The organism is Paenibacillus sp. SAFN-054 (assembly GCF_051966755.1).
Classification (GTDB): Bacteria; Bacillota; Bacilli; order Paenibacillales; family Paenibacillaceae; genus Paenibacillus_AQ.
In genome coordinates, this window is the sequence record NZ_JBQCKS010000003.1 from 537,881 (window position 1) to 558,613 (window position 20,733).

The following is a 20,733-nucleotide window of genomic DNA, read 5'->3' on the forward strand; positions in this document are numbered from 1 at the left end:
TGTATAGAACAGTAGTGGTAAGAAATGGAGTAGAAATGGATTTTCAAGCCGATGCGATAGACCGCGTCATTAAGAACGCCATCCAGGTGGTGGAGAACAGCAAATATCAGATGTTTGAGATTCTTGAGGCTGCCCGTGACGAACTCGCCTCTTTGAATCAGGAACTGCAGTATGTGATGAAGGAAACGATCGAAACGCTGCAAAAGGTGGATCAGCTCGAGCTGAACTACCGGCGTTCACGCGTCCGGCTGACGGAAGTCAGCCGGGACTTCGTCCGTTACAAGGAGGATGACATCAGGCAGGCCTATGAAAAGGCGACGCAGCTTCAGCTTGATGTCATGATTTATCGTGAGAAGGAAATGTATCTCAAGGCCAGACGCGATGAATTGCAAAAGAGAGTGCGAAATGTCGAGAACTCTGTTGAACGTGCTGAATCCATCGGATCACAAATGGGTGTGGTAATGGAGTACTTGTCAGGCGAACTGGGACAGGTGACACGGATTATCGAAACGGCGAAGAATCGGCAGCTAATCGGTCTGAAAATCATACTGGCTCAGGAAGAGGAACGGAAACGTATTGCCCGCGAAATCCATGACGGCCCTGCGCAGCTGCTTGCCAACCTCGTTCTCCGCACGGAAATTGTGGAAAGAATGATGATGAAGCAGGAATTTAAGATGGTGCAGGACGAAATACTAGATTTGAAGGGACAAGTGCGCTCCAGCCTTGAGGAAATGCGGAAGGTGATATTCAATCTTCGCCCGATGGCACTCGACGATTTGGGACTGATTCCCACGATGCGGAAATACGTGCATGATTTCGAGGAGAAAACGAAAATCCGCACGATTTTTGAAACGCGGGGCAAGGAACATCGTCTCTCTTCAGCGATGGAGGCTGCCATATACCGTTTGGTGCAGGAAGCCCTCAGCAACGCAGCCAAGCATGCCTACCCGACCTATGTGTTAGTGGAAATTACATACCAGGCGCAAATGGTGAAAATCGTGGTTCAGGACAATGGATTAGGCTTTAAGGTGGAGCTTCTGGAACAGAAGTCAAAGGATCATTTCGGGCTGATCGGCATGCGCGAAAGAGTGGAACTGCTCGAAGGAAGAATGGAACTGGAATCCGCGGAGAACCAGGGTACGAAGATCGTAATCCATATCCCAACGAACGTGGAGAAGGGAAAGGAGTAACAGGATGGAAAACAGGGATTCTGGCAAAACAAACATTAAAGTCCTCTTGGCTGACGATCATCAATTGTTTCGCGAGGGTCTGAAGCGCATTTTGAATATGGAGGATGACATCGAAGTCATCGGCGAATGCGGGGACGGCATTCAAGTATTGGAATTTTGCAATGAAATCAAGCCTGACATTGTGCTCATGGACATCAATATGCCTGTGGAGAACGGCGTAGAGGCCACCGAGAAGCTGCGCGAGCTCTTCCCGGATGTGAAGGTCATTATTCTATCCATTCATGATGATGAAAGCTACGTGTTCGAAACGCTGCGCAAAGGCGCGAACGGTTACCTGCTGAAGGATATGGAGGCCGAGTCGCTCATTAACGCGATCCGCTCCGTGCAGGAGGGCTATGCCTTTATTCATCCGAAAGTAACAGGCAAACTGATTCAGCAGCTGCGCCGCATGACATTCCTCAACGAGACGGGTGCCATGACGGAGAGCGGCGTGCGTGAAGCCGGCGTCAAATTCGTTGCAGGCGAGAACAATCCGTTGACCCGCCGCGAAGCCGAAGTGCTGCGTCTGATGGCCGAAGGCAAGAGCAACAAAATGATCGGCGAGTTTCTCTTTATCAGTGAGAAGACGGTCAAGAACCATGTCAGCAGCATTCTGCAAAAGATGGAGGTTGACGATCGCACGCAAGCGGTTATCAACTCGATTAAATACGGATGGGTAACCCTTTAATTGCATGTAAATGGAATTAAAGGATTCACCTGTCATTGCTTGTGAAAATTACCACGGGATAGGCGGGGGCCGCGACATTCGAAAAGGGTGCGGGCTAATGATGCGCTTACATTCACCGACCTGATCTTACCGGCATATAGTGTTGGTATACAGGGAGGTGAGTCTGCATGTTGACCCCGCTATTATGGATTCTGACGGTGTATGCATTGGCTGTTGCGGCGGTACATGTCTATCATGCCTGGCAAAAGCGCAAGCATACGCGCCGGATTCACTATATTCTGGTGACATCCAACCACGAGCGTCAGATCGAATGGTATATCCGGGCTTTGGGCTTGTATGCTCTGGTTACGGGCACAAGACTTCGGCTAACGGTGCTGGACGCCAATTCGGATGATGACACGCTAGGCATTGTAGAGCGCCTGGAAGGACTTGCGGGTATTGAGCTGTCGGTGTCTACGGACTTTTCGGTGTTGAATGGCGCTATGAATCCGGATATCAAAACGATTGATCTGCGAAATCCGCAGGAAGCGGGGCATATTCCTTATGTATAAAAGGAAGCCCGCGGCTGAGCGCGGCATATCGAGCATGAACATGTGAAGCACACTTTGTACGGGGAACCGTGGAGGTGTGCTTTTTTGCTGTCCGGAAATAGCAGCAGGCGTTTTGATTGGCCTGTGGATGAAATCTACGGAAAAGGAGTTCCTTGCAAGTAAAATAACGGGTTACCCACAGGCCGAAACGGCCTAAAAGCGAAAAAATGGTCGGATCAAGGACAAAATTCACAAACGCCTGTGAATCATGGGGATGAATCTGTGAATTTGTGGATGGATTTTTGAAGTGATAAGAATGTATAAACATCCGAGGCAAACCAACCTTAGCTGACAAGAAAAACATCTCCTAAGCGCGGTCTGTCTACTGTGAAAGTACGTTGATATATAAATTGAACTATAGATATACCATAGCATAGCGAGAGAGGGCGAGTGATTCTGAAGAAGCGGGGCGTTCACCTTTGTCTCCGAAATGCCACATCAAATATACATTCCAAGCATTTTGGAGACCACAGCGATCGTAAGAACACTCGACTTCAAAGCGTCCTGGGAATGTAACTCTTTTAAGGTTCATTTTATATATACGTTTTTCTTATAGGGGGTAAGGAGGGAGCGTTATGAGAATTGCGGTGTATGCCTTGTATTGGAACGGGACTTGGGAAATCAAGCGGTCGTTGGATATGAAGGTGGATGTATTGTGGTGGCAGCAGCGGGTGGAGCGGGAGCGCCAACCTGGAAGAATGGTGCTTCTGTCCGGAGCTATGGCATTCAGCCTTGCGGTGAAGCTGGAGCAGACTTTCGTGGAGCAGCCGGGTATGAAGGGCTGGGATTTGGCGAATTGGAACCGATTCGTTCATGAACAATGGAGGGAGGCGGGACTAGGAGCAGATGGGACGGGCTTTGGGAAGTCCGGCGGGAAGATACAACAACCTGCTGGAAGGGCCCGGAATGTGGACAATAGGATATTATGGCATCCTGTCCGTGCTCATGAACCGTTTATTTGGGACATGGAAAAGGAGCCTCCGGAAGCTGTGCAGCGGCTGCTCGAGCTTCCGGAGGCAGTCGGGATGGATTCCGTGTTTGATCGGGAGAGTGGAGTGAAGCAACGGGGCATACAATATGCTGCGGCAAGCTCAGCGGAGGGATCAAGGAGGCAAACCGGACTGCATACGAAAGATGCAGTGGAAGAGGCAGGAACGGGCGCAGCGCTGTTAGCGAGAAGATGGATAGAGAAATGGGATGGACAAGCAGCGCTGCTGAGCGATCTGGTGCAGGGCCGCTCACTTCTCGCGGCCGAAGTGGATGCGCTGCTGGAGGAGACGGCGCCGGGCCTCGCTGGCTCCTGGCACAGCGCAGCGCAGCTCGCCAGCCTGCAGGGCCGGCTGGCGCTGGACGCGGGCGTGGCGGCGGATGCCCGCCCGCTTCGGGGACGCGGCCCGCTGCGCTTGGGCCGCGAAAGGCCGCCCCGCTGCCGGCGCTGCGGCAGCGAAGCGAACCGCCGCACGGCATGCGCCGCGTGCGGCCGCGCGGACTGCGCCTACTGCGAGGCGTGCCTCGCGCTCGGGCGCAGCCGCGCCTGTTCGCTGCTGCTCCGCGCAGCAGCGGGAGGTTCCCCGGCCGTGCGCGCAGCGGCCGGGCAGTCCACCGCCGCGGTGCGCGGGCGGTGGGGGCTTAGCGCGGCGCAGGGCGATGCCGCCTGCGCTGCGCTGGGGTTCCTGGCGGAGCCGCCCCGCAGGGGCTCCGCCGGCAAGAGCGGCCGCGCATGGTGGCCGCTGCTTGAGCCGCGCGCCGGGCGGGCGCAGCCCGGCGCCAGTGAGTCGCCCTTGTCCACAGGCAAGGGCGAATATAACGCTGCATCCCTTGTACACGGGGATGCTGCGCCGTCCCGCTTCCTGCTCTGGGCGGTGACGGGCGCGGGCAAAACGGAGATGATCTTCCCGCTGCTCGGCTCGATCCTCGAGAGGGGAGGCCGCGTGCTGGTAGCCACACCCCGCAGGGATGTGGTATTGGAACTGGCTCCGCGGCTCGCCAAAGCCTTCAGCGGGACGCGGATCGTCACGCTCTATGGAGGCAGCACGGAAAGGTGGCAAGCGGGTGAGCTGACACTCGCCACGACGCATCAGCTCATGCGCTTCTATCAAGCATTTGATCTGGTGATCATCGATGAACTGGATGCCTTTCCGTACCATAATGACCCGATGCTGGCGTTTGCCGCACGGAACGCCTGCAAGCCGGATGGGAAGTTCGTGTATCTGTCGGCTACGCCGCCGCGGCTCCTGCAGCGGGAAGCGTCCCGCGGTACGCTTCCTCATGCGAAGGTACCCGTCCGCTTTCACGGACATCCGCTACCTGTGCCGAAGCGGATCACGCTGAAGAGCATCGAGCAGTGCTTGCGCCAGCCGGTGCTGCTCAAGCGTCTGACGGAAGCCCTCCGCCAATCGCTGGAGCGGGACGCCCAGGTATTCCTGTTCGTATCCCGGATTCGCCATATCGATCCGCTCGTCACCATTCTGCGCCGTCTTTTGAAGGGCTATTGCGTAGAGGGGACTTCATCCGAAGATCCGCTCCGCGCTGCGAAGGTCACCGGCTTCCGCCAGCGGGAAATCCGGCTGCTGGTGACCACGACGATCCTCGAGCGGGGCGTCACGGTTCCGCGCAGCGACGTGTTTATCGCGGATGCGGACAGCGGGCTTTTTGACGAGGCCTCCCTTGTCCAGATGGCTGGCCGCGCCGGCCGCTCTTCCGAAGATCCAGCCGGCCGGGTTATTTTTGCCTCCCCGCAGTGGACGTTATCCCAAAAGAGGGCAGTGAAGCAGATAACCGGCATGAACCGAATCGCCAAAAAGAATGGGTATTTGAAGAATTTATAACTTACTGGATTGCCCTTGAAGTTATTTTATCGATATTTCACCCTTTAGGGAGGTGTTACCTTGACCAGATTTTCTTCTGTCATTACGGATTTCATTCGTGATTTACTCGCACCTCCGGGAAATATCTGCCTCACCTGTGGCGGGAAGAGCAGACTGACGAAAGAATGGCCGGGAATCTGCCAGCGCTGCGCCGACTCGATTCCTTGGATCGTGAAACCGCGCTGTGTATGCTGCGGAAGAGCCTTCGGCTGTCCGGACTGCTTGCGGCAGGAGGCGCGGCAGCGCTCTTTTATATGGAATCGCAGTGCCGTTCAGTATAACAAGGCGATGAGGGAGTGGCTGGCCCAGTATAAGTACAGGGGAAATGAAAGATATGCGAAGCTGCTGATCCGGATGTTGAGTCAGGCACTCATTCGCCTGATTCAAGAGGTGAGTATCACTTATTTTAAAGCTGAAATGACAGAGAGCAAGATGCTTTGGAAGCCGGATATGATTACATACGTGCCGGTCAGCGGCAGCCGCTTGAGCGAGCGCGGATTTAACCAGGCGCAGGTGTTGGCGGAGGGGCTGGGAGCGATTCATCGGCTCCCTGTTACGCCGCTTCTCATGCGAAGCCTGCATACCGAGAAGCAGAGTTTTAAAACTAGACAGGAACGCATTGACTCCATGAAGCATGCTTTTGCATGGAATCCAGGGGAAGGGTTATTTTCCTTGAATGCTGATCACTCAAGTAAGCTCGTATTGTCGGATCATCGTATGTCTGGAGGGCTTCGGATTCTGCTGGTGGATGATATTTATACGACGGGCAGCACGATCAACGCCTGCGCAGAAGTGCTGCTGCATTCCTTTCAGCAAAGGCTAGGCATGCGCGCAGAGGTCTATAGTCTCACGTGGGCTCGCTCATAGTCTTTGCGTATTGCGCAAACATGATATAATGGCATTTAAAACCTTCAAACATGAATTCAGGGATGGACGAAGCAAGGGCGAATAAGGTAATCTAACATATATACTAAAGGGTTATTTTTGAACAATGAACAGGAGGCGTCAATAGTGAATCTAGCAAATTGTCCTCGCTGCGGCAGATTGTTTGCGGCTAACTTTAGAGACATGTGCCCAAACTGCATCAAGGATATTGAACATGAGTACGAACTCTGTGTTCAGTATTTGCGTGAGGAGAAGGGGGCAACGATTCAGGAGCTTTCTGAAGCTACCGAGGTCTCGATCAAGCAGATTACCCGGTTTATCCGCGAAGGCCGTATTTCCGTCATGAACGCTCCCAATTTAATGTATCCCTGTGAGGTATGCGGTACGCTGATTCGCGAGGGCCATATGTGTGATTCTTGCCGAGTTCGCCTGACGAAAGAGTTATCCAATGCCGTGCAGGAGGATTCGAACAAGGATCAGGGAACTAGAAGACCGGGAGAAGGAACCTATCGCGCCGTCGATAAATTTCATAAATAACAGACTACTGGACTAAAAACATACAATTCTATTAATAATGTTTCAATAATGACCGATAAACTTAGTAAAGATTATCGGTTTTTTCGTTTTAAGAGTAGAGAGGATAAGCTTTCACCCACGCTGAACAAAGCCGTCTTCGCAAGCGCTAATTTTGGCGAATGCGAAGTCAATCTTCTATGAAAGTACACCGACAGACGTTTTTCTGATCAGGCTGCGTATAAGACCGCCTTAACTAGGAATAAGCAGGTGAAGGCAGAAGCGTCTTTTAAATTAATGGAAGAAGGTGTAGCAATGAAAATCAATGATACCGGACGAATTAATGGAGTGAATCCTTATAAGCGGAATATGGAAACCCAGCGGCAGGAAGCGAATAAGCAGGCTCGCCGCAAGGACGAGGTTTCGATTTCCACGGAGGCGATGGAGATGCTGGAGGCCAAGGAGCGCAGCACCGATCCGGAAAGAGTCAAGAGAATTGCAGATTTGAAACAGCAGGTATCCACCGGTACGTATCATGTGGATACAGGAAAAATTGCCGAGAAGCTCATGCCTTATTTTAAACAGTTTCCGGGGAATTAGGTGAATAAGCATGTCAGTTCAACCATTAATCCATCTGCTGGAGCAGCTGGATCAAGTGCACAGGAATATGCTGGAGCTAGCGCAGCTGAAGAAGAAAGCCATCGTAGATAACAATGTAGATTCGCTCATTCAATTGATGAATCAGGAAACCAAGGGTATGAAGCATATCGAACAGCTGGAGCAGCAGCGGATGAGCGCCGCGTATCAGTTTTTGCAGGAGAGCGGCATTAAATCCCAGCTGAATTTGAATCTGACGGAATTGTCGCGGCTTGTATTCGACATCGAGGACAAGAAGCGGCTGCTGGAAATCCAGAAGCAGTTGTCGGACACGCTGACCCAGCTGAAGCAGGCGAACGACCTGAATCAGAAGCTGATTGAGCAGTCTCTTTCATTTATAGATTTTTCGCTAGACATTATGGTAGGCAGACCGAATCAGGATGTAACCTACCAGCACCCGTCCGAACGGGGCAGCCAGATGGGCCGGCCGGGTCTTTTTGATTCAAGGGCTTGAGCGATCAGGCCATGCTGGCCAGCGGGAGTGCGCCATGCAGAACACTGAGGGGGATAACCAATGACATCAACTTTCCATTCTATAGAAACAGCCAAGCGGAGCCTGTTCACTCAGACGGCCGCTTTGAATACGACAGGCCATAACATTGCCAATGCCAACACGGAAGGTTATTCCCGGCAAACGGTGAAAATGCAGGCCTCCCTGCCGATCGAAGCGTATGGCATGATTCGTTCGACCGCACCGGGCCAGCTCGGTACGGGTGTGGAATACCAATCCGTCGAACGCATCCGGGAAGGCTTCCTGGACATACAATACCGCAGTGAATTCAATGCTAACGGCAGCTGGAGCATCAAGTCGGATACACTCGACAAGCTGCAGGGCATTTTCAACGAGCCATCGGAGACAGGGATCAGCAAGGTGCTGAATAACTTCTGGAATTCATGGTCGAACCTTAGTAAGGATCCGGAAAGCGCCTCCGCGCGTAAAGTGGTGAAGGAGAATGCCGCTGCTCTGACGGATGCTATGAATTATATGAGCGGACAGCTGGATAAATTGAGCCAGGATTTGACCGCCAACGTTGGCGTGAAAGCCAGCGAGATCCAGAACTATCTGACCTCAATTGCCAACCTTAATCAGTCCATTACCCGCATTGAGGGGCTGGGGGATAAAGCGAATGATCTGAGGGACCAAAGAGATCTACTGACGGACAAGCTCTCCCAGATTATTAACATCAATGTGGTCGATACCAATCAAGGATATACGATTATGATGGGCGGAACTTCTCTCGTCGAAGGCTCACAAGTGATGGCCGATGTGGACGGCAATGATGCAACGGATCGGGGGAATTTCCTGGAGGATGCCTTTGCTTCCGGCAATCTGACGGGCGGCCAAGTGTACGGTATGATCGCTTCGCGTGAAAGCTACGTCAAAGACTACCAGAAACAACTGAATGACCTGGCGAACACCCTCGCGAACGGCGATATTCAAATCACGCTCCCCAAAGGCACGGTAATACCGGATGGCGTTACGGTGAATGGCGTTACCGGCCGTACGGTTACTGAAGATACGGTGGTGACGGTCAAAGGCCTGAACGGTCTTCATCAGCTGGGCTATACGCTGGATGGAACGACGAAGGGCGGATTGCCGTTCTTCGAATCTTCCAAGGACGGAGAGCCCATTACGGCCGGTAACATTCGTTTGAACTCCAAAATCGCCGAGGACCCGAATCTGATTGCATCCTCGATGCGTACGGAAGGAACGGGTGCGGATGAGAAGGTCATCAAAGGAAATAACACGATGGCGCTTTTGATGGCGAATATGAAGCTTACGGGATTCTTGTCTGTGGATGGGAAGCGGAATACGACCATCGATGGCTACTATAACTCGCTTGTGGGTCAACTGGGGGTACAGGCTCAGGAAGCCGCAAGACAAACTCAAAATTCCGACGTGCTCGTGCAGCAGGTTGAGGCGCAGCGTCAGTCGGTCAGTGGCGTTTCTCTGGATGAGGAGATGTCCAATCTGATCAAGTATCAGCATGCTTACGGCGCTTCGGCCCGTTTTATGACGACCTTCGATCAGCTTCTTGATAAATTGATCAACTCTACAGGTGTAGTCGGAAGATAAGGATATTAAAGGAGGCATAGATCATGCTTAGAGTTACCTCCAACATGATGAGTTCGCAGTTAATGTTGAATTTAAATCGGAATGCACTGCAAATGAATAACACGCAGAACCAGTTAGCCACGGGACGAAAGCTAAATAAACCTTCGGATGACCCGGTGGGCATCACGTATTCTCTTCGCTACCGCGGAGAGCTGGCTTCGAATGAGCAATATACGAAAAACGTGGACAGCGCCTTGTCGTGGCTTGACTATAATGATACCGTGCTGGGTCAAACGGGAGATGTCATACAAAAGCTGCGTGAACTGACCGTGCAGGCATCCACCGGCAGCAATCCGCAATCCGCCCTCGACAGCATCAGGCAGGAGATTGGACAGCTGAAGGAACAGCTCATTGACATTGCCAACAGCACGCTGAACGGCAAATATATTTTCAATGGCGAGTCATTCGATAAAAAGCCTTACGATTTTCTGAAGAATGCAGATGGAACATCGAACACATCAGGAATGGTAAACGGTCAGCTTGTGGGGCCGAGCATCGACACCTTGGTAACGGACAAAGGACTCATTAATTATAGCGTGGGTGACAGCATTCAGCTGCCGATTAACCTTACGGGGAACGCCGTCTTCGGTAACGGAAACGATGCAGATAACATTTTCAAAATCATTGATAATCTGACGGAAGGCTTAAGCAATGGCAACTTTAAGGGCTTATCCTCTCAGCTTAGCCTAATCGACAGCCGTATGGAAACCATTCTAACTACCCGGGCGGAGCTTGGTGCCAAGACGAACCGGATCGAACTGATGCAGGGCAGACTGTCCGATCTCAATATCAATTTGACGGATTTGCAATCGAAGACGGAAGATGCAGATTATACAGACCTGATTATGCAATCTAAAATTCAAGAGAACATCTATAACGCTTCGTTGTCTGCTGGTTCCAAGATCATTCAGCCTACCCTGGTTGATTTTCTGAGGTAGAATAGGAGGCGTCGGAATGCAGCCTATTCTACAAATTCGCCAAACGCCGGCTTTAATAGGAATCGATTCCGATTTAGGGCAGTATTCGATCCGGCAGCCCAAAGCAGACGTGAAGATGATCACAACGCCGTCAGAGCTGGAGATTCACCAATATCAGCCTGAGCTGAATGTCGATCAGACGAGAGCCCGGTCAGCTTTTACTGGGGGTAATTTTATCGACATGAATGCCCGTATTTATTCTGGCATACAGGAGCTTTACCTGCAGGGAATCGCAAGGCGGGTGGAAGAAGGTAACCGGGCGGCGGCCATCCACATTCAAGGGAATACGATCGCGAGCATATACGGAGAGGATTGGCAGCCGGTTCCTTTTCCGGAATTTCGGACGCCGGCATCCATGGACAATGTAGATGTAAGGATCGATACCCGTCCGCCGGATATCCGGTTTCGCGAAGCATCGATAGATATACAGGTAGAAGTGCGAAGACCGGAGATTGAATACAACCGCGGCAAGCTGGATATTTATATGAGGCAATACGCCTCTGTACAGTATATTCCGCCGGAGCTTGATGTGAAGCATTAATACGTACCAAGACTATAGATGCGTCTTGCAGACCGACATCTATAGTCTTATTTATTTCAATTACTTATATAGGGAGTGAATATCCGTGATCATATCAACATCCTCTTGGGGGGAACTGGAAGTGAACGAGAGCCAAGTCTATCATTTTCCCAAAGGAATTCCGGGTTTCGAGGAAGAAACGGAGTTTGCAGTCATCTCTCTGGAACAGGGCAGGTTTCATTACCTGCAATCGACAAAGGAGGCGGAGCTGGCCTTCTTATTGGCGGACCCGTTCGAATATTACCCGCAGTACGAATTCGAGCTGTCTACTGCCGACACAGAGGAATTGGAGATCGATCAGCATGTGGATGTACGCTGCGTGATTTCCTTGAAAGAAAAGCTGGAGGATTCGACCATTAACCTGCTCGCTCCTGTCATATTCAATCCGGACAAGCGTTTAGGTAAACAGATTGTCCTGCATTATTCCCCATATCAGACTCGGCATCCGCTCTGGACCGAGGATGGCGCCGAGTCTTCAGCAAAGGCGGGTGAATAATCATGCTGGTCCTTTCCCGTAAAAAAGGCGAATCCATCGTGATCCAGGATCATATCGAGCTGACTATCTTAAGTGTTGAGGGAGACACAGTCAAAGTCGGTATTTCCGCTCCACCTCATATTGATATCTTCCGGAAGGAAGTCTATCTTTCGATCCAGGAAAGCAACCGCGAATCCGCGGCGCCTGCTCCCGCCAATCTGGAGGCATTGATCCAACGTTTGCGCGGTCCGCAGAATAAATCTTAAAAAATAAAAAAAATAATAAAAAACACTAAAAAGTGCCGGTAACCCTGTCGATATATAATGTAGACGCTGCTTCGGCAGGGCGGCCGACCTTAATGGGGCAGCGTTTACCACATGGATGTGGAACTAATTATATTTCAGGGAGGAAATACCCAATGATTATCAATCACAATATCGCGGCTTTGAACACTCATCGCCAACTGTCTATCAACACTACGAACACAAACAAAAATATCGAGAAACTGTCTTCCGGTCTTCGCATCAACCGTGCTGGTGATGACGCTGCCGGCCTGGCAATCTCCGAAAAAATGCGCGGCCAAATCCGTGGTTTGGATATGGCTTCCAAAAACGCACAAGATGGTATCTCTTTGATCCAAACAGCTGAGGGTGCATTGAACGAAACTCACAGCATCCTGCAGCGTATGCGTGAATTGGCAGTTCAATCCGGAAGTGACACGAACACGAACTCTGACCGTTCCGAGCTTCAGGAAGAAATGAACCAGCTGGTTCAAGAGATTGATAGAATCTCCACTACTACAGAGTTCAATACTCAAAAATTGTTGAATGGTTCTTTCAAAGGAACGTTCCAAATCGGTGCTAACGAAGGCCAAACAATTGATCTGTCTGTATCTGCTATGGGCTCTGCTGCTCTTGGTTTGACAGCTAGCGCAACTGTTGAGTCTGATGTTGCTGTGACAGGCCTTGCAGACGGAACATACAAAGTAGACGGCTCTAACATTAAAGACGCATCCGGTGCAATTGTTGGTACAGTTGACGGAACAAATGCCAACGTTGTTAACGATGCTGCTGGAAATGCAGCTATCACCTTTACAAATGAACCTGCCGCTGGATCAACCATCGTGATCAAGGGCGGTAAAGCTGAGTTGAGACAAGGCTTGGCTGACGATGCTGCGAAGCTTGCTTCCGGCAACTATGAAGTTAAAGGCACGGATTTGCTGAAAGATGGTCAAATCGTAGGTAAATTTGCTGCTGGCAGCATCACTGAGTTGAATGGTAAAGCAGTAACCATCGATAGTGCAGACTTGGGTATCAAAGCTGCACTTGCAGATGGTAGCAAATTTACAATCAATAGTGCTGACATCTCCACGAAGGAAAAAGCACAAGGCACAATTACGACTGTAAATAACGCAATCGAGCAGGTTTCCAAAGAACGTTCCAAACTTGGTGCTGTTCAAAACCGTCTTGAGCATACAATCAACAACCTGAACACATCTTCCGAGAACCTGACAGCAGCTGAATCCCGTGTTCGTGACGTTGATATGGCGAAAGAAATGATGAACCAAACTAAGAACAACATTCTTGCACAAGCTGCACAAGCTATGTTGGCTCAAGCGAACCAACAACCACAAGGCGTTCTGCAATTGCTTCGTTAATATTATTCATTTTCTTCAAAGAGTATCGGGGGCATTCCTCGGTACTCTTTTTCTTTGTCCCACATCTTCTGAACTGTCAAAATCACCGGCCTTGGAAAAACAATAGTAAGTTACATATAACACTTTTTAGCTCAAGCTAATAATTACAGCTAGGAAGCTGCAATATTTAGCCGTATTATTTATGGCCTTTTCTTTTTGGTTCCAACTCTAAACAGAAAATGAAAATGAACCGATATATATAATAAATATAATTGTCGGAGGATTAAGTAGATGAATGTACAATTTTCACTTACGGCAAGTACGTCATCTCAAGTCAGTCAGAATGCAGTTCATAAACAAGCAGCAGAGACTTCCAATGAAATGACTGAATCGAATGGAGTTATCCGGTCCATAGATGATTTACGAAGGCTCGAGAATCAAGGTGGTTCTATTTCCGTCGGTGAGGAACAACTGATTAGAGCTGTTGACCGGGCAGTAAAATCGCTGCAAGGCCCTCAAACTACGTTGGATATAAGCATTCACGATAAGACGCATGAAATCATGGTCAAAGTAATGAATAAGGAGACCGGGGAGGTCATCCGTGAAGTGCCTCCTGAAAGAACATTGGATTTGGTAGCGAAAATGATGGAACTTGCAGGAATATTTGTAGATCAGAAAATTTAAGGGGGGGTCTTAGTGGCACCGATGCGTATAAATGGCTTCTCCGGGATGGATGTTGACAGCATGGTTAAATCCCTGATGACAGCCAGAAGAGAACCGCTTAATAAGCTAAACCAGCAGAAACAAATTCTTGAATGGCAGCGAGACAATTATCGAGAAATGAACAGCAAATTCTTTGGGTTTAATTCCAAATTAAAAACTAGCGGAATGTCCGCAGCCATGAATAGCTACAAATCAGTTGTTTCCGGAAATACGGACGCGGTAAAGGTTGAGGCCACTGCGAATGCTAACGCTGTACCTATGGAGATTAGCGTTAAACAACTTGCAACCCAAGCCGCAATTACCACAAAGGGAACGGGTTATGGAGCGAAATTGACCACAACTTTACAGGAGGCTGCACGATTAGCAGATCCAGCTGCGGTTATTCCAGCTAAATATGAGCTGCATATTAATGGTGTCGATTATGAGTTCGACAAATCCATGTCAATCGCTGAGGTTGTTTCAACGATAAATAAAAATCCAGATGCAAAAGCGATTGCTAAGTTTGATGAAGTCACGGGTCAATTCAATATCTATTCCAAGGAGTATGGTTCTGAGGCCAAACTTGAGATAAATGATGATGCCACTCAGACCAGCACACTTTTTCAAGCTTTTAACGGAATGACCGATCCAGGTAAGAGTTCATTCATAGGATCCAATGCATTAGTCAATTTTAACGGGGCCCAAGAAAACGGAAACCCTATATACAATGAATTCAGCAGCAACAACTTTACGATTAATGGAGTGCAGGTCACGCTCCTGGCTGAATCAGGTTCCAACGGCCCATCCAAAATTACCACTCAAAATGATCCGACGAAAGCTCTGGAAACAATCAAAGCTTTTATTAACGATTATAATGATTTGATTAGTACACTCAATACAAAGGTTAATGAAACCCGCTACCGGGATTTCGTCCCTCTTTCTGATGACCAAAAAAGCGAAATGAAAGAAAATGACATTAAGAACTGGGAAGAAAAAGCCAAGAGCGGAATGCTTAGAAATGATGGCATGCTTAAGACAGCCGTGAGCGAAATGCGAATGTTAACTTCCGAGTTTGCCGGTCAATTGAATGCAAGTGGAATAACGATGGGTGAATATTACGAGGGTGGTAAACTATACTTGGATGAGACCAAGTTGAAAGAAGCGCTCGAAAAAGATCCGCAATCAATCGTGGATATGTTTCAGGGCCCCGTCTCTGCACCTTCAAACGGTCTCTTTGATAAACTCCAAGTCGTTATGGATAAGGCTATGACTAACCTCTCGGATAAAGCGGGTACAAGCAAATTTGATGGCAGCTTAACGAGTCCATTCAAGACCGAGAGCTCGATGGGAAAGCAACTTAAAGATTATAACCAGCGTATCGAGGATTTGCAGAAGCGACTTCAAGATATTGAAACCCGGTATTATAAGCAATTTTCCGCCATGGAAACAGCTATGAACAGGCTACAATCCCAGTCGTCCAGTCTCTTTGGAAACTCGTCACAATAATAATTCCATGAATAAAGGGTGAAGGCTTAATGATTACATCTCCTTATGAAAAATATCGTCAGTCATCCGTCCAAACATCAACACCGGGACAACTGCTCCTCATGCTGTTTGATGGCGCGATCCGGTTCGTTCGAGCTGGAATGAACGGTCTGCAAAAACAGGACTTACAGCAGGCAAACACGAATCTGGGCAAAGCGCAAAGTATCGTTAACGAACTTCTTTCCTCACTGGACAGATCTTACGAGGTATCTGCAGGTTTGGCACCCCTTTATGAATATATTAATTATCTTCTCATCCAGTCGAACATCAAGAAGAACGTACAGCCTGCTGAAGAGGCACTTGGTTATCTGACGGATCTTCGGGAAACCTTCGCTCAAGCGGCTAAGCTAGCCGTCGGAGGCCAAAGCCAGGAGATTATGAATGGATAGTATCATTACCCGACTGGAAGAACTGACGGAGTCCGTCGCAGCCCAGCTTCAATTTATCTCCTCCGACGATCTGTCAGCTTTTGTAGAGGAACGCCAGCACCTGATCGATGAAATCAATCTTTTAAAGCAGCAATCTCCTTATACTCAGGCTCAAGAGGAACGGCTTCGGAAGGTGATTCAGTTCGATGCCGTGATTTTGAATAAAATGTCGTCTTTGAAAGTCGAAGCAGCGGAGTGGCTTCAGAATCGCGGACAGGCCAAAATGCAGCGGAATGCCTACGAAGCTGCTTACACACCGGATAGCTTCTTAATGGATAAAAGAAACTGAATATATACTCCACTTCAAGGCTATGAGTCTATTTCATAGTCTTCTTTTGTTTTAAATCGTTAACAATAGCGATAATTAAAACTAAGAAGTCTGCATAAATAACTGGTCTTCTGTCTGTTTCACCACCATTGTTTTCGTTTAAGTATACTTGTTAGTTAAAAGTTCACTTGCGTTCAAAATCCTAATTCAGCAATTTTAATGTTAAATTATTGAATTAAACCACTTACCTTTCCAATTGACAATGGATAAGCCCGGGTGGTATATTCAGGAATGTAGACGTAAGTCACACTTTATTTGATGACGAAGGGAATGTTTGTGCATGCAAGGAAAAGTTAAATGGTTCAACGCAGAAAAAGGATACGGTTTCATCGAGACTTCTGAGGGTGGCGACGTATTCGTACACTTCTCCGCGATCCAATCCGAAGGCTTCAAGACTTTGGAAGAAGGTCAAGACGTAGAATTCGACATCGTTGAAGGCGCACGTGGACCACAAGCAGCTAACGTAATCAAATTGTAATCATCCGGCATTAAGCCGACCTACATAAACGGTTTGATGGTTAAACAATGAATAACGTAGCTAGAACCCCGGAGGAATCCGGGGTTTTTTTTGTGCCTTTCATCATCCACTTATCCTTCCGAACAATGCACCAACCCTAAAATTCCCCATATGTCTTTCCCCTGTTTCATTTCCCCCACAACGGTTAAAAATTCATACCTCCCCTTCAGCGGGAAGCGAAATAAGTAAAGGCTTTCACTCTTGATACAGTACACAGAAATGCCTTTTTACTTAGGGTTAACAATTGTGATATAATGGAACTGCAAAGGAGGAGTGCCCTATGAATTTTAGTATTCGAGGTCAACAAATCGATGTGACTGATGCTTTGAAAGACTATGTTGACAAGAAACTCAGCAGACTTGAAAAGTATTTTGATGCACCCCCTACCTCAGAAGGATATGTAACACTTGGTGTCGTCCGAGGTTTGCACACCGTGGAGGTGACGATTCCGCTCCCAGGCGTTATGCTTCGGGCAGAGGACCGCAGCGATGATATGTACGCATCGATTGATGCCGTTGTGGACAAGTTGGAACGCCAGATCCGCAAACACAAAACGAAATTGAACCGCAAGTTCCGTCAGGAAGGCAGCCTGAAGACACTCTTCACGGATGAAGCCGCCGCAGGCCTGGTCACGGCTGAGCAGACGGAGGAAGAACATGATGATCTCGAAGTGGTCCGCACCAAACGCTTCACGTTCAAACCGATGGATGTGGAAGAGGCCATTTTGCAGATGAACATGGTAGGACATAATTTCTTTGTATTCTCTAACATTGATACTCAGGAAGTGAGCGTTGTTTACAAACGGAATGACGGCAAGTACGGCTTGATCGAGCAAACAGAAACCGATTCGTATTAAGCAGGCTTCACTCTGAAGGTACAATTTTCATGATTATGTAAAAATTAATGGCTAAATGATCAAAAAAAGAGCTCATATCCTGCAACGGATAGGGCTCTTCTTACGTATATAGAATATAGGGCCAAAAACCGCGTGCGCATTGTCACTCGCACTGTTGCGGCTTCACTTACAAACTGTTACAATTTATGCAAACGCCATTTTCAAGGATTTAATATGTACATTGTTACAAGTTAACTTCAACTATAATGATTTGTCCGGAAAAGGTTCGCCTGGTCCGGCGCATTGTCATTCAACAGATCTCCCACATTTCTGTATGAATCGGTTCTTCGCGAATCCTATCATCCAGCACGTGTCTGTGAGGTTGGATCGCACAGGGACCGTTTTCATTTTGAACATAACCCTTGATTTCTTGAAGTTAAATTAACCATTTGTTTTGCGTGAAAGGGGTTAACCATGCTAGGACTTGTTAAAAAAATATTTGGCGACGTGAATGATCGCGATATCAAGCGTCTGATGAAGACGGTCGATCAAATTAACAAAATAGAACCGGAGTTCACCAAGCTCACCGATGAGCAGTTGAAAGCCAAGACGGATGAATTCCGTGCGCGCATCGAAAAAGGCGAAACTCTCGACGATCTGCTTCCTGAAGCATTTGCGACCGTCCGTGAGGCGTCCAAGCGTGTTCTTGGTAAAAGACACTATGACGTGCAGCTGATCGGCGGTATGGCGCTTCACGAGGGCCGTATTGCAGAGATGAAGACCGGTGAAGGTAAAACCCTCGTCGGTACGCTTCCGGTATACCTGAACGCTCTCCTGGGCCAAGGTGTGCATGTGGTCACGGTCAACGATTACCTTGCACAGCGCGACAGCCAGGAAATGGGCCAAATTTATGAATTCCTGGGCATGACGGTCGGGGTCAACCTGAACGGCATGGACCATGCGGATAAACAAGCAGCTTATGCCTGCGACATTACGTACGGTACGAACAACGAGTTCGGTTTTGACTACCTCCGTGACAACATGGTGCTGTATAAAGAACAGATGGTTCAGCGTCCGCTGTACTTCTGTACGATTGATGAAGTGGACTCCATCCTGGTCGATGAAGCCCGTACGCCGCTGATCATTTCCGGACAAGCCCAGAAGTCGACGCAGCTCTACTACGTGGCAGACCGTTTCGTGAAGACGCTGCAGGCGGAAGAGGATTACACGGTCGATATCAAAGTCAAATCCGTTGCGCTCACCGAAAAGGGCGTGGCCAAAGCGGAACGCGCTTTTGGGATCGAGAACCTGTATGACCATGCGCATGTAACGCTGAACCACCATATCGTTCAGGCTCTGAAGGCTAATGTCATTATGCGCCGGGACGTGGATTACGTCGTTACCGAGGACGAAGTCGTCATCGTTGACGAATTTACGGGCCGCCTGATGGCCGGACGCCGTTACAGCGATGGCTTGCACCAAGCGATTGAGGCGAAGGAAGGCATCGAGGTTCAGAACGAGAGCATGACGCTCGCAACAATTACGTTCCAGAACTACTTCCGGATGTACCGCAAGCTTGCGGGCATGACCGGTACGGCCAAGACCGAGGAAGAAGAATTCAAGAAAATCTACGGACTGGAAGTGCTCCAGGTTCCGACGAATAAACCGAACCAGCGCGTGGATATGCCGGACGTGGTTTACAAGAGCGAGAACGGCAAGTTCAAGGCGGTTGTCGAAGAAATCGTGGAACGCCACAAGAAGAACCAGCCGGTTCTGGTTGGTACAGTATCCATCGAGAACTCCGAGCTGATCTCGGAAATGCTGAAGCGCAAAGGCGTTAAGCACCAGGTACTGAACGCCAAGTACCATGCCGAAGAAGCCGAAATCATCTCCCGTGCCGGTCAGCCGGGCACCGTAACGATCGCCACCAACATGGCGGGCCGCGGTACGGATATTTTGCTGGGCGACGGCGTGTCTGATCTCGGCGGATTGCATATCATCGGTACAGAGCGCCATGAATCGCGCCGGATCGATAACCAGCTTCGCGGTCGTGCGGGACGCCAAGGCGACCCGGGCTCCACGCAGTTCTACCTGTCCCTGGGCGATGAGCTGATGAAACGTTTCGGTGCGGACAACGTGCTGAACATGATGGACCGTCTTGGGTTTGAGGAAGATCAGCCGATCGAGAGCAAAATGATTACCCGCGCGATCGAATCCGCGCAAAAACGCGTTGAAGGCAACAACTTTGATCTACGTAAAGTCGTTCTCCAATATGACGACGTCATGAACCAGCAGCGCGAGATTATCTACAAGCAGCGCCGCGAAATTCTGGAATCCGAGAACATCAAGGATATCGTCATGGAAATGATCAAGCCGGTCATCGACCGCGTGGTCGAAGTGCACTGCTCCGACGAAATTCCGGAGAACTGGGAAGTTCAAGAGGTTGCCGATTACGTCAACAGCAAGCTGCTGGACGAAGGCGCTGTGACACGCGACGATCTCTGGGGCAAAGAAGTTCCGGACATGCAAGAGTACATCTTCGATAAAGTCAAAGCAAAATACGATGAGCGCGAAGAAAAAATCGGCTCCGAGCTCGTGCGCGAGTTCGAGAAGGTTATCGTGCTTCGCTCCGTCGACAGCAAGTGGATGGACCACATTGACGCGATGGATCAGCTTCGTCAAGGTATCCACCTTCGTGCATACGGCGGTACCGATCCGCTTCGTGAATACCAGTTCGAGGGCTTTGAAATGTTCAACGCGATGACGGCCAGCATTCAAGAAGAAGTGGCTACCTACGTGATGAAGGCACATATCGAAGCGAACCAGGAACGCCAAGCGGTGATTGAGGAAAGTAAGGTCACCACGAACGGTGAGCCTACCGAGAAGAAGCCGGTTCACGTCGGCGATCAAATCGGACGCAACGATCCTTGTCCTTGCGGTAGCGGCAAAAAATATAAGCACTGCCACGGTCAGGAATAGCCCTCGCTGAATAGATTGAACCAAAGCGAAGATATAATAAGCCTTGGTCCGTTTGATAAGGAATCCAATGCATAATACAGCATCCGATTGCAATCGGGCAGCTGTAAGAATATAAGCCGTTACCCGTAAGGGGCGGAAGTGAGACTCCCTTGAATTCAAGGCTCTCGGCAGCGAAATGGGCTTCAT

At 49.4% G+C, this 20,733-nt stretch carries 21 protein-coding genes; all 21 read left to right on the top strand.

Going from position 1 to position 20,733, the window contains the following annotated elements:
* Positions 1 to 35 precede the first annotated feature (35 nt).
* The 21 genes from ACTHPM_RS18245 (at position 36) to secA (ending at position 20,547) form a co-directional block, all read left to right on the top strand.
* Positions 36 to 1,190 carry a sensor histidine kinase gene (locus ACTHPM_RS18245; protein ID WP_440396335.1) on the top strand — a complete coding sequence of 385 codons (1,155 nt, stop codon included), beginning with the start codon at positions 36 to 38 and terminating at the stop codon, positions 1,188 to 1,190.
* A gap of 4 nt (positions 1,191 to 1,194) precedes the next feature.
* A complete protein-coding gene (locus tag ACTHPM_RS18250) occupies positions 1,195 to 1,917 on the top strand; it encodes a response regulator transcription factor (RefSeq protein WP_326090939.1) in 723 nt (240 codons plus the stop codon).
* A gap of 167 nt (positions 1,918 to 2,084) precedes the next feature.
* The gene (locus ACTHPM_RS18255) at positions 2,085 to 2,468 is read left to right on the top strand and encodes a hypothetical protein (protein WP_440396334.1); all 384 of its coding nucleotides are present in this window, start codon (positions 2,085 to 2,087) and stop codon (positions 2,466 to 2,468) included.
* A gap of 614 nt (positions 2,469 to 3,082) precedes the next feature.
* Positions 3,083 to 5,335, top strand: a complete 2,253-nt coding sequence (locus tag ACTHPM_RS18260) for a DEAD/DEAH box helicase (RefSeq protein WP_440396333.1) — start codon at positions 3,083 to 3,085, stop codon at positions 5,333 to 5,335.
* Positions 5,336 to 5,395: 60 nt separating this feature from the next.
* Positions 5,396 to 6,241 carry a ComF family protein gene (locus tag ACTHPM_RS18265; RefSeq protein ID WP_440396332.1) on the top strand — a complete coding sequence of 282 codons (846 nt, stop codon included), beginning with the start codon at positions 5,396 to 5,398 and terminating at the stop codon, positions 6,239 to 6,241.
* Between the two features lie 144 nt (positions 6,242 to 6,385).
* A complete protein-coding gene (locus tag ACTHPM_RS18270) occupies positions 6,386 to 6,796 on the top strand; it encodes a TIGR03826 family flagellar region protein (protein ID WP_440396331.1) in 411 nt (136 codons plus the stop codon).
* 291 nt (positions 6,797 to 7,087) lie between these two features.
* Complete coding sequence (gene flgM, locus ACTHPM_RS18275; RefSeq protein WP_440396330.1) at positions 7,088 to 7,372, top strand: flagellar biosynthesis anti-sigma factor FlgM; 285 nt, start codon at positions 7,088 to 7,090, stop codon at positions 7,370 to 7,372.
* Between the two features lie 10 nt (positions 7,373 to 7,382).
* Positions 7,383 to 7,883: a flagellar protein FlgN gene (locus ACTHPM_RS18280; RefSeq protein WP_440396329.1), complete on the top strand. Its 501-nt coding sequence runs from the start codon at positions 7,383 to 7,385 to the stop codon at positions 7,881 to 7,883.
* A gap of 60 nt (positions 7,884 to 7,943) precedes the next feature.
* Positions 7,944 to 9,506, top strand: coding sequence for a flagellar hook-associated protein FlgK (flgK, locus tag ACTHPM_RS18285; protein WP_440396328.1), 1,563 nt, complete (start codon positions 7,944 to 7,946; stop codon positions 9,504 to 9,506).
* A gap of 23 nt (positions 9,507 to 9,529) precedes the next feature.
* Complete coding sequence (gene flgL, locus ACTHPM_RS18290; RefSeq protein WP_440396327.1) at positions 9,530 to 10,483, top strand: flagellar hook-associated protein FlgL; 954 nt, start codon at positions 9,530 to 9,532, stop codon at positions 10,481 to 10,483.
* A 16-nt stretch (positions 10,484 to 10,499) separates the two neighbouring features.
* On the top strand, positions 10,500 to 11,063 hold the full coding sequence (locus ACTHPM_RS18295; protein ID WP_440396326.1) for a DUF6470 family protein: 564 nt from the start codon (positions 10,500 to 10,502) through the stop codon (positions 11,061 to 11,063).
* 85 nt (positions 11,064 to 11,148) lie between these two features.
* Positions 11,149 to 11,598, top strand: a complete 450-nt coding sequence (gene fliW, locus ACTHPM_RS18300; RefSeq protein WP_440396325.1) for a flagellar assembly protein FliW — start codon at positions 11,149 to 11,151, stop codon at positions 11,596 to 11,598.
* A gap of 2 nt (positions 11,599 to 11,600) precedes the next feature.
* The gene (gene csrA, locus ACTHPM_RS18305) at positions 11,601 to 11,843 is read left to right on the top strand and encodes a carbon storage regulator CsrA (protein ID WP_440396324.1); all 243 of its coding nucleotides are present in this window, start codon (positions 11,601 to 11,603) and stop codon (positions 11,841 to 11,843) included.
* Positions 11,844 to 11,995: 152 nt separating this feature from the next.
* Positions 11,996 to 13,234: a flagellin N-terminal helical domain-containing protein gene (locus ACTHPM_RS18310; RefSeq protein ID WP_440396323.1), complete on the top strand. Its 1,239-nt coding sequence runs from the start codon at positions 11,996 to 11,998 to the stop codon at positions 13,232 to 13,234.
* A gap of 270 nt (positions 13,235 to 13,504) precedes the next feature.
* On the top strand, positions 13,505 to 13,897 hold the full coding sequence (locus tag ACTHPM_RS18315) for a flagellar protein FlaG (protein ID WP_440396322.1): 393 nt from the start codon (positions 13,505 to 13,507) through the stop codon (positions 13,895 to 13,897).
* A 21-nt stretch (positions 13,898 to 13,918) separates the two neighbouring features.
* Complete coding sequence (gene fliD / locus ACTHPM_RS18320) at positions 13,919 to 15,421, top strand: flagellar filament capping protein FliD (RefSeq protein WP_440396804.1); 1,503 nt, start codon at positions 13,919 to 13,921, stop codon at positions 15,419 to 15,421.
* Between the two features lie 29 nt (positions 15,422 to 15,450).
* A complete protein-coding gene (gene fliS / locus ACTHPM_RS18325; RefSeq protein ID WP_440396321.1) occupies positions 15,451 to 15,849 on the top strand; it encodes a flagellar export chaperone FliS in 399 nt (132 codons plus the stop codon).
* Positions 15,842 to 16,177, top strand: coding sequence for a hypothetical protein (locus ACTHPM_RS18330; protein WP_440396320.1), 336 nt, complete (start codon positions 15,842 to 15,844; stop codon positions 16,175 to 16,177). The genes fliS and ACTHPM_RS18330 overlap by 8 nt, the downstream gene beginning before the upstream one ends.
* A 319-nt stretch (positions 16,178 to 16,496) precedes the next feature.
* Positions 16,497 to 16,694 (top strand): cold shock domain-containing protein, encoded by a 198-nt coding sequence (locus tag ACTHPM_RS18335; RefSeq protein WP_094094426.1) that lies wholly within the window; start codon positions 16,497 to 16,499, stop codon positions 16,692 to 16,694.
* 319 nt (positions 16,695 to 17,013) lie between these two features.
* Positions 17,014 to 17,589 carry a ribosome hibernation-promoting factor, HPF/YfiA family gene (gene hpf / locus ACTHPM_RS18340; protein WP_440396319.1) on the top strand — a complete coding sequence of 192 codons (576 nt, stop codon included), beginning with the start codon at positions 17,014 to 17,016 and terminating at the stop codon, positions 17,587 to 17,589.
* Positions 17,590 to 18,042: 453 nt separating this feature from the next.
* Positions 18,043 to 20,547: a preprotein translocase subunit SecA gene (secA, locus tag ACTHPM_RS18345; RefSeq protein WP_440396318.1), complete on the top strand. Its 2,505-nt coding sequence runs from the start codon at positions 18,043 to 18,045 to the stop codon at positions 20,545 to 20,547.
* The last annotated feature ends 186 nt before the right edge of the window (positions 20,548 to 20,733 follow it).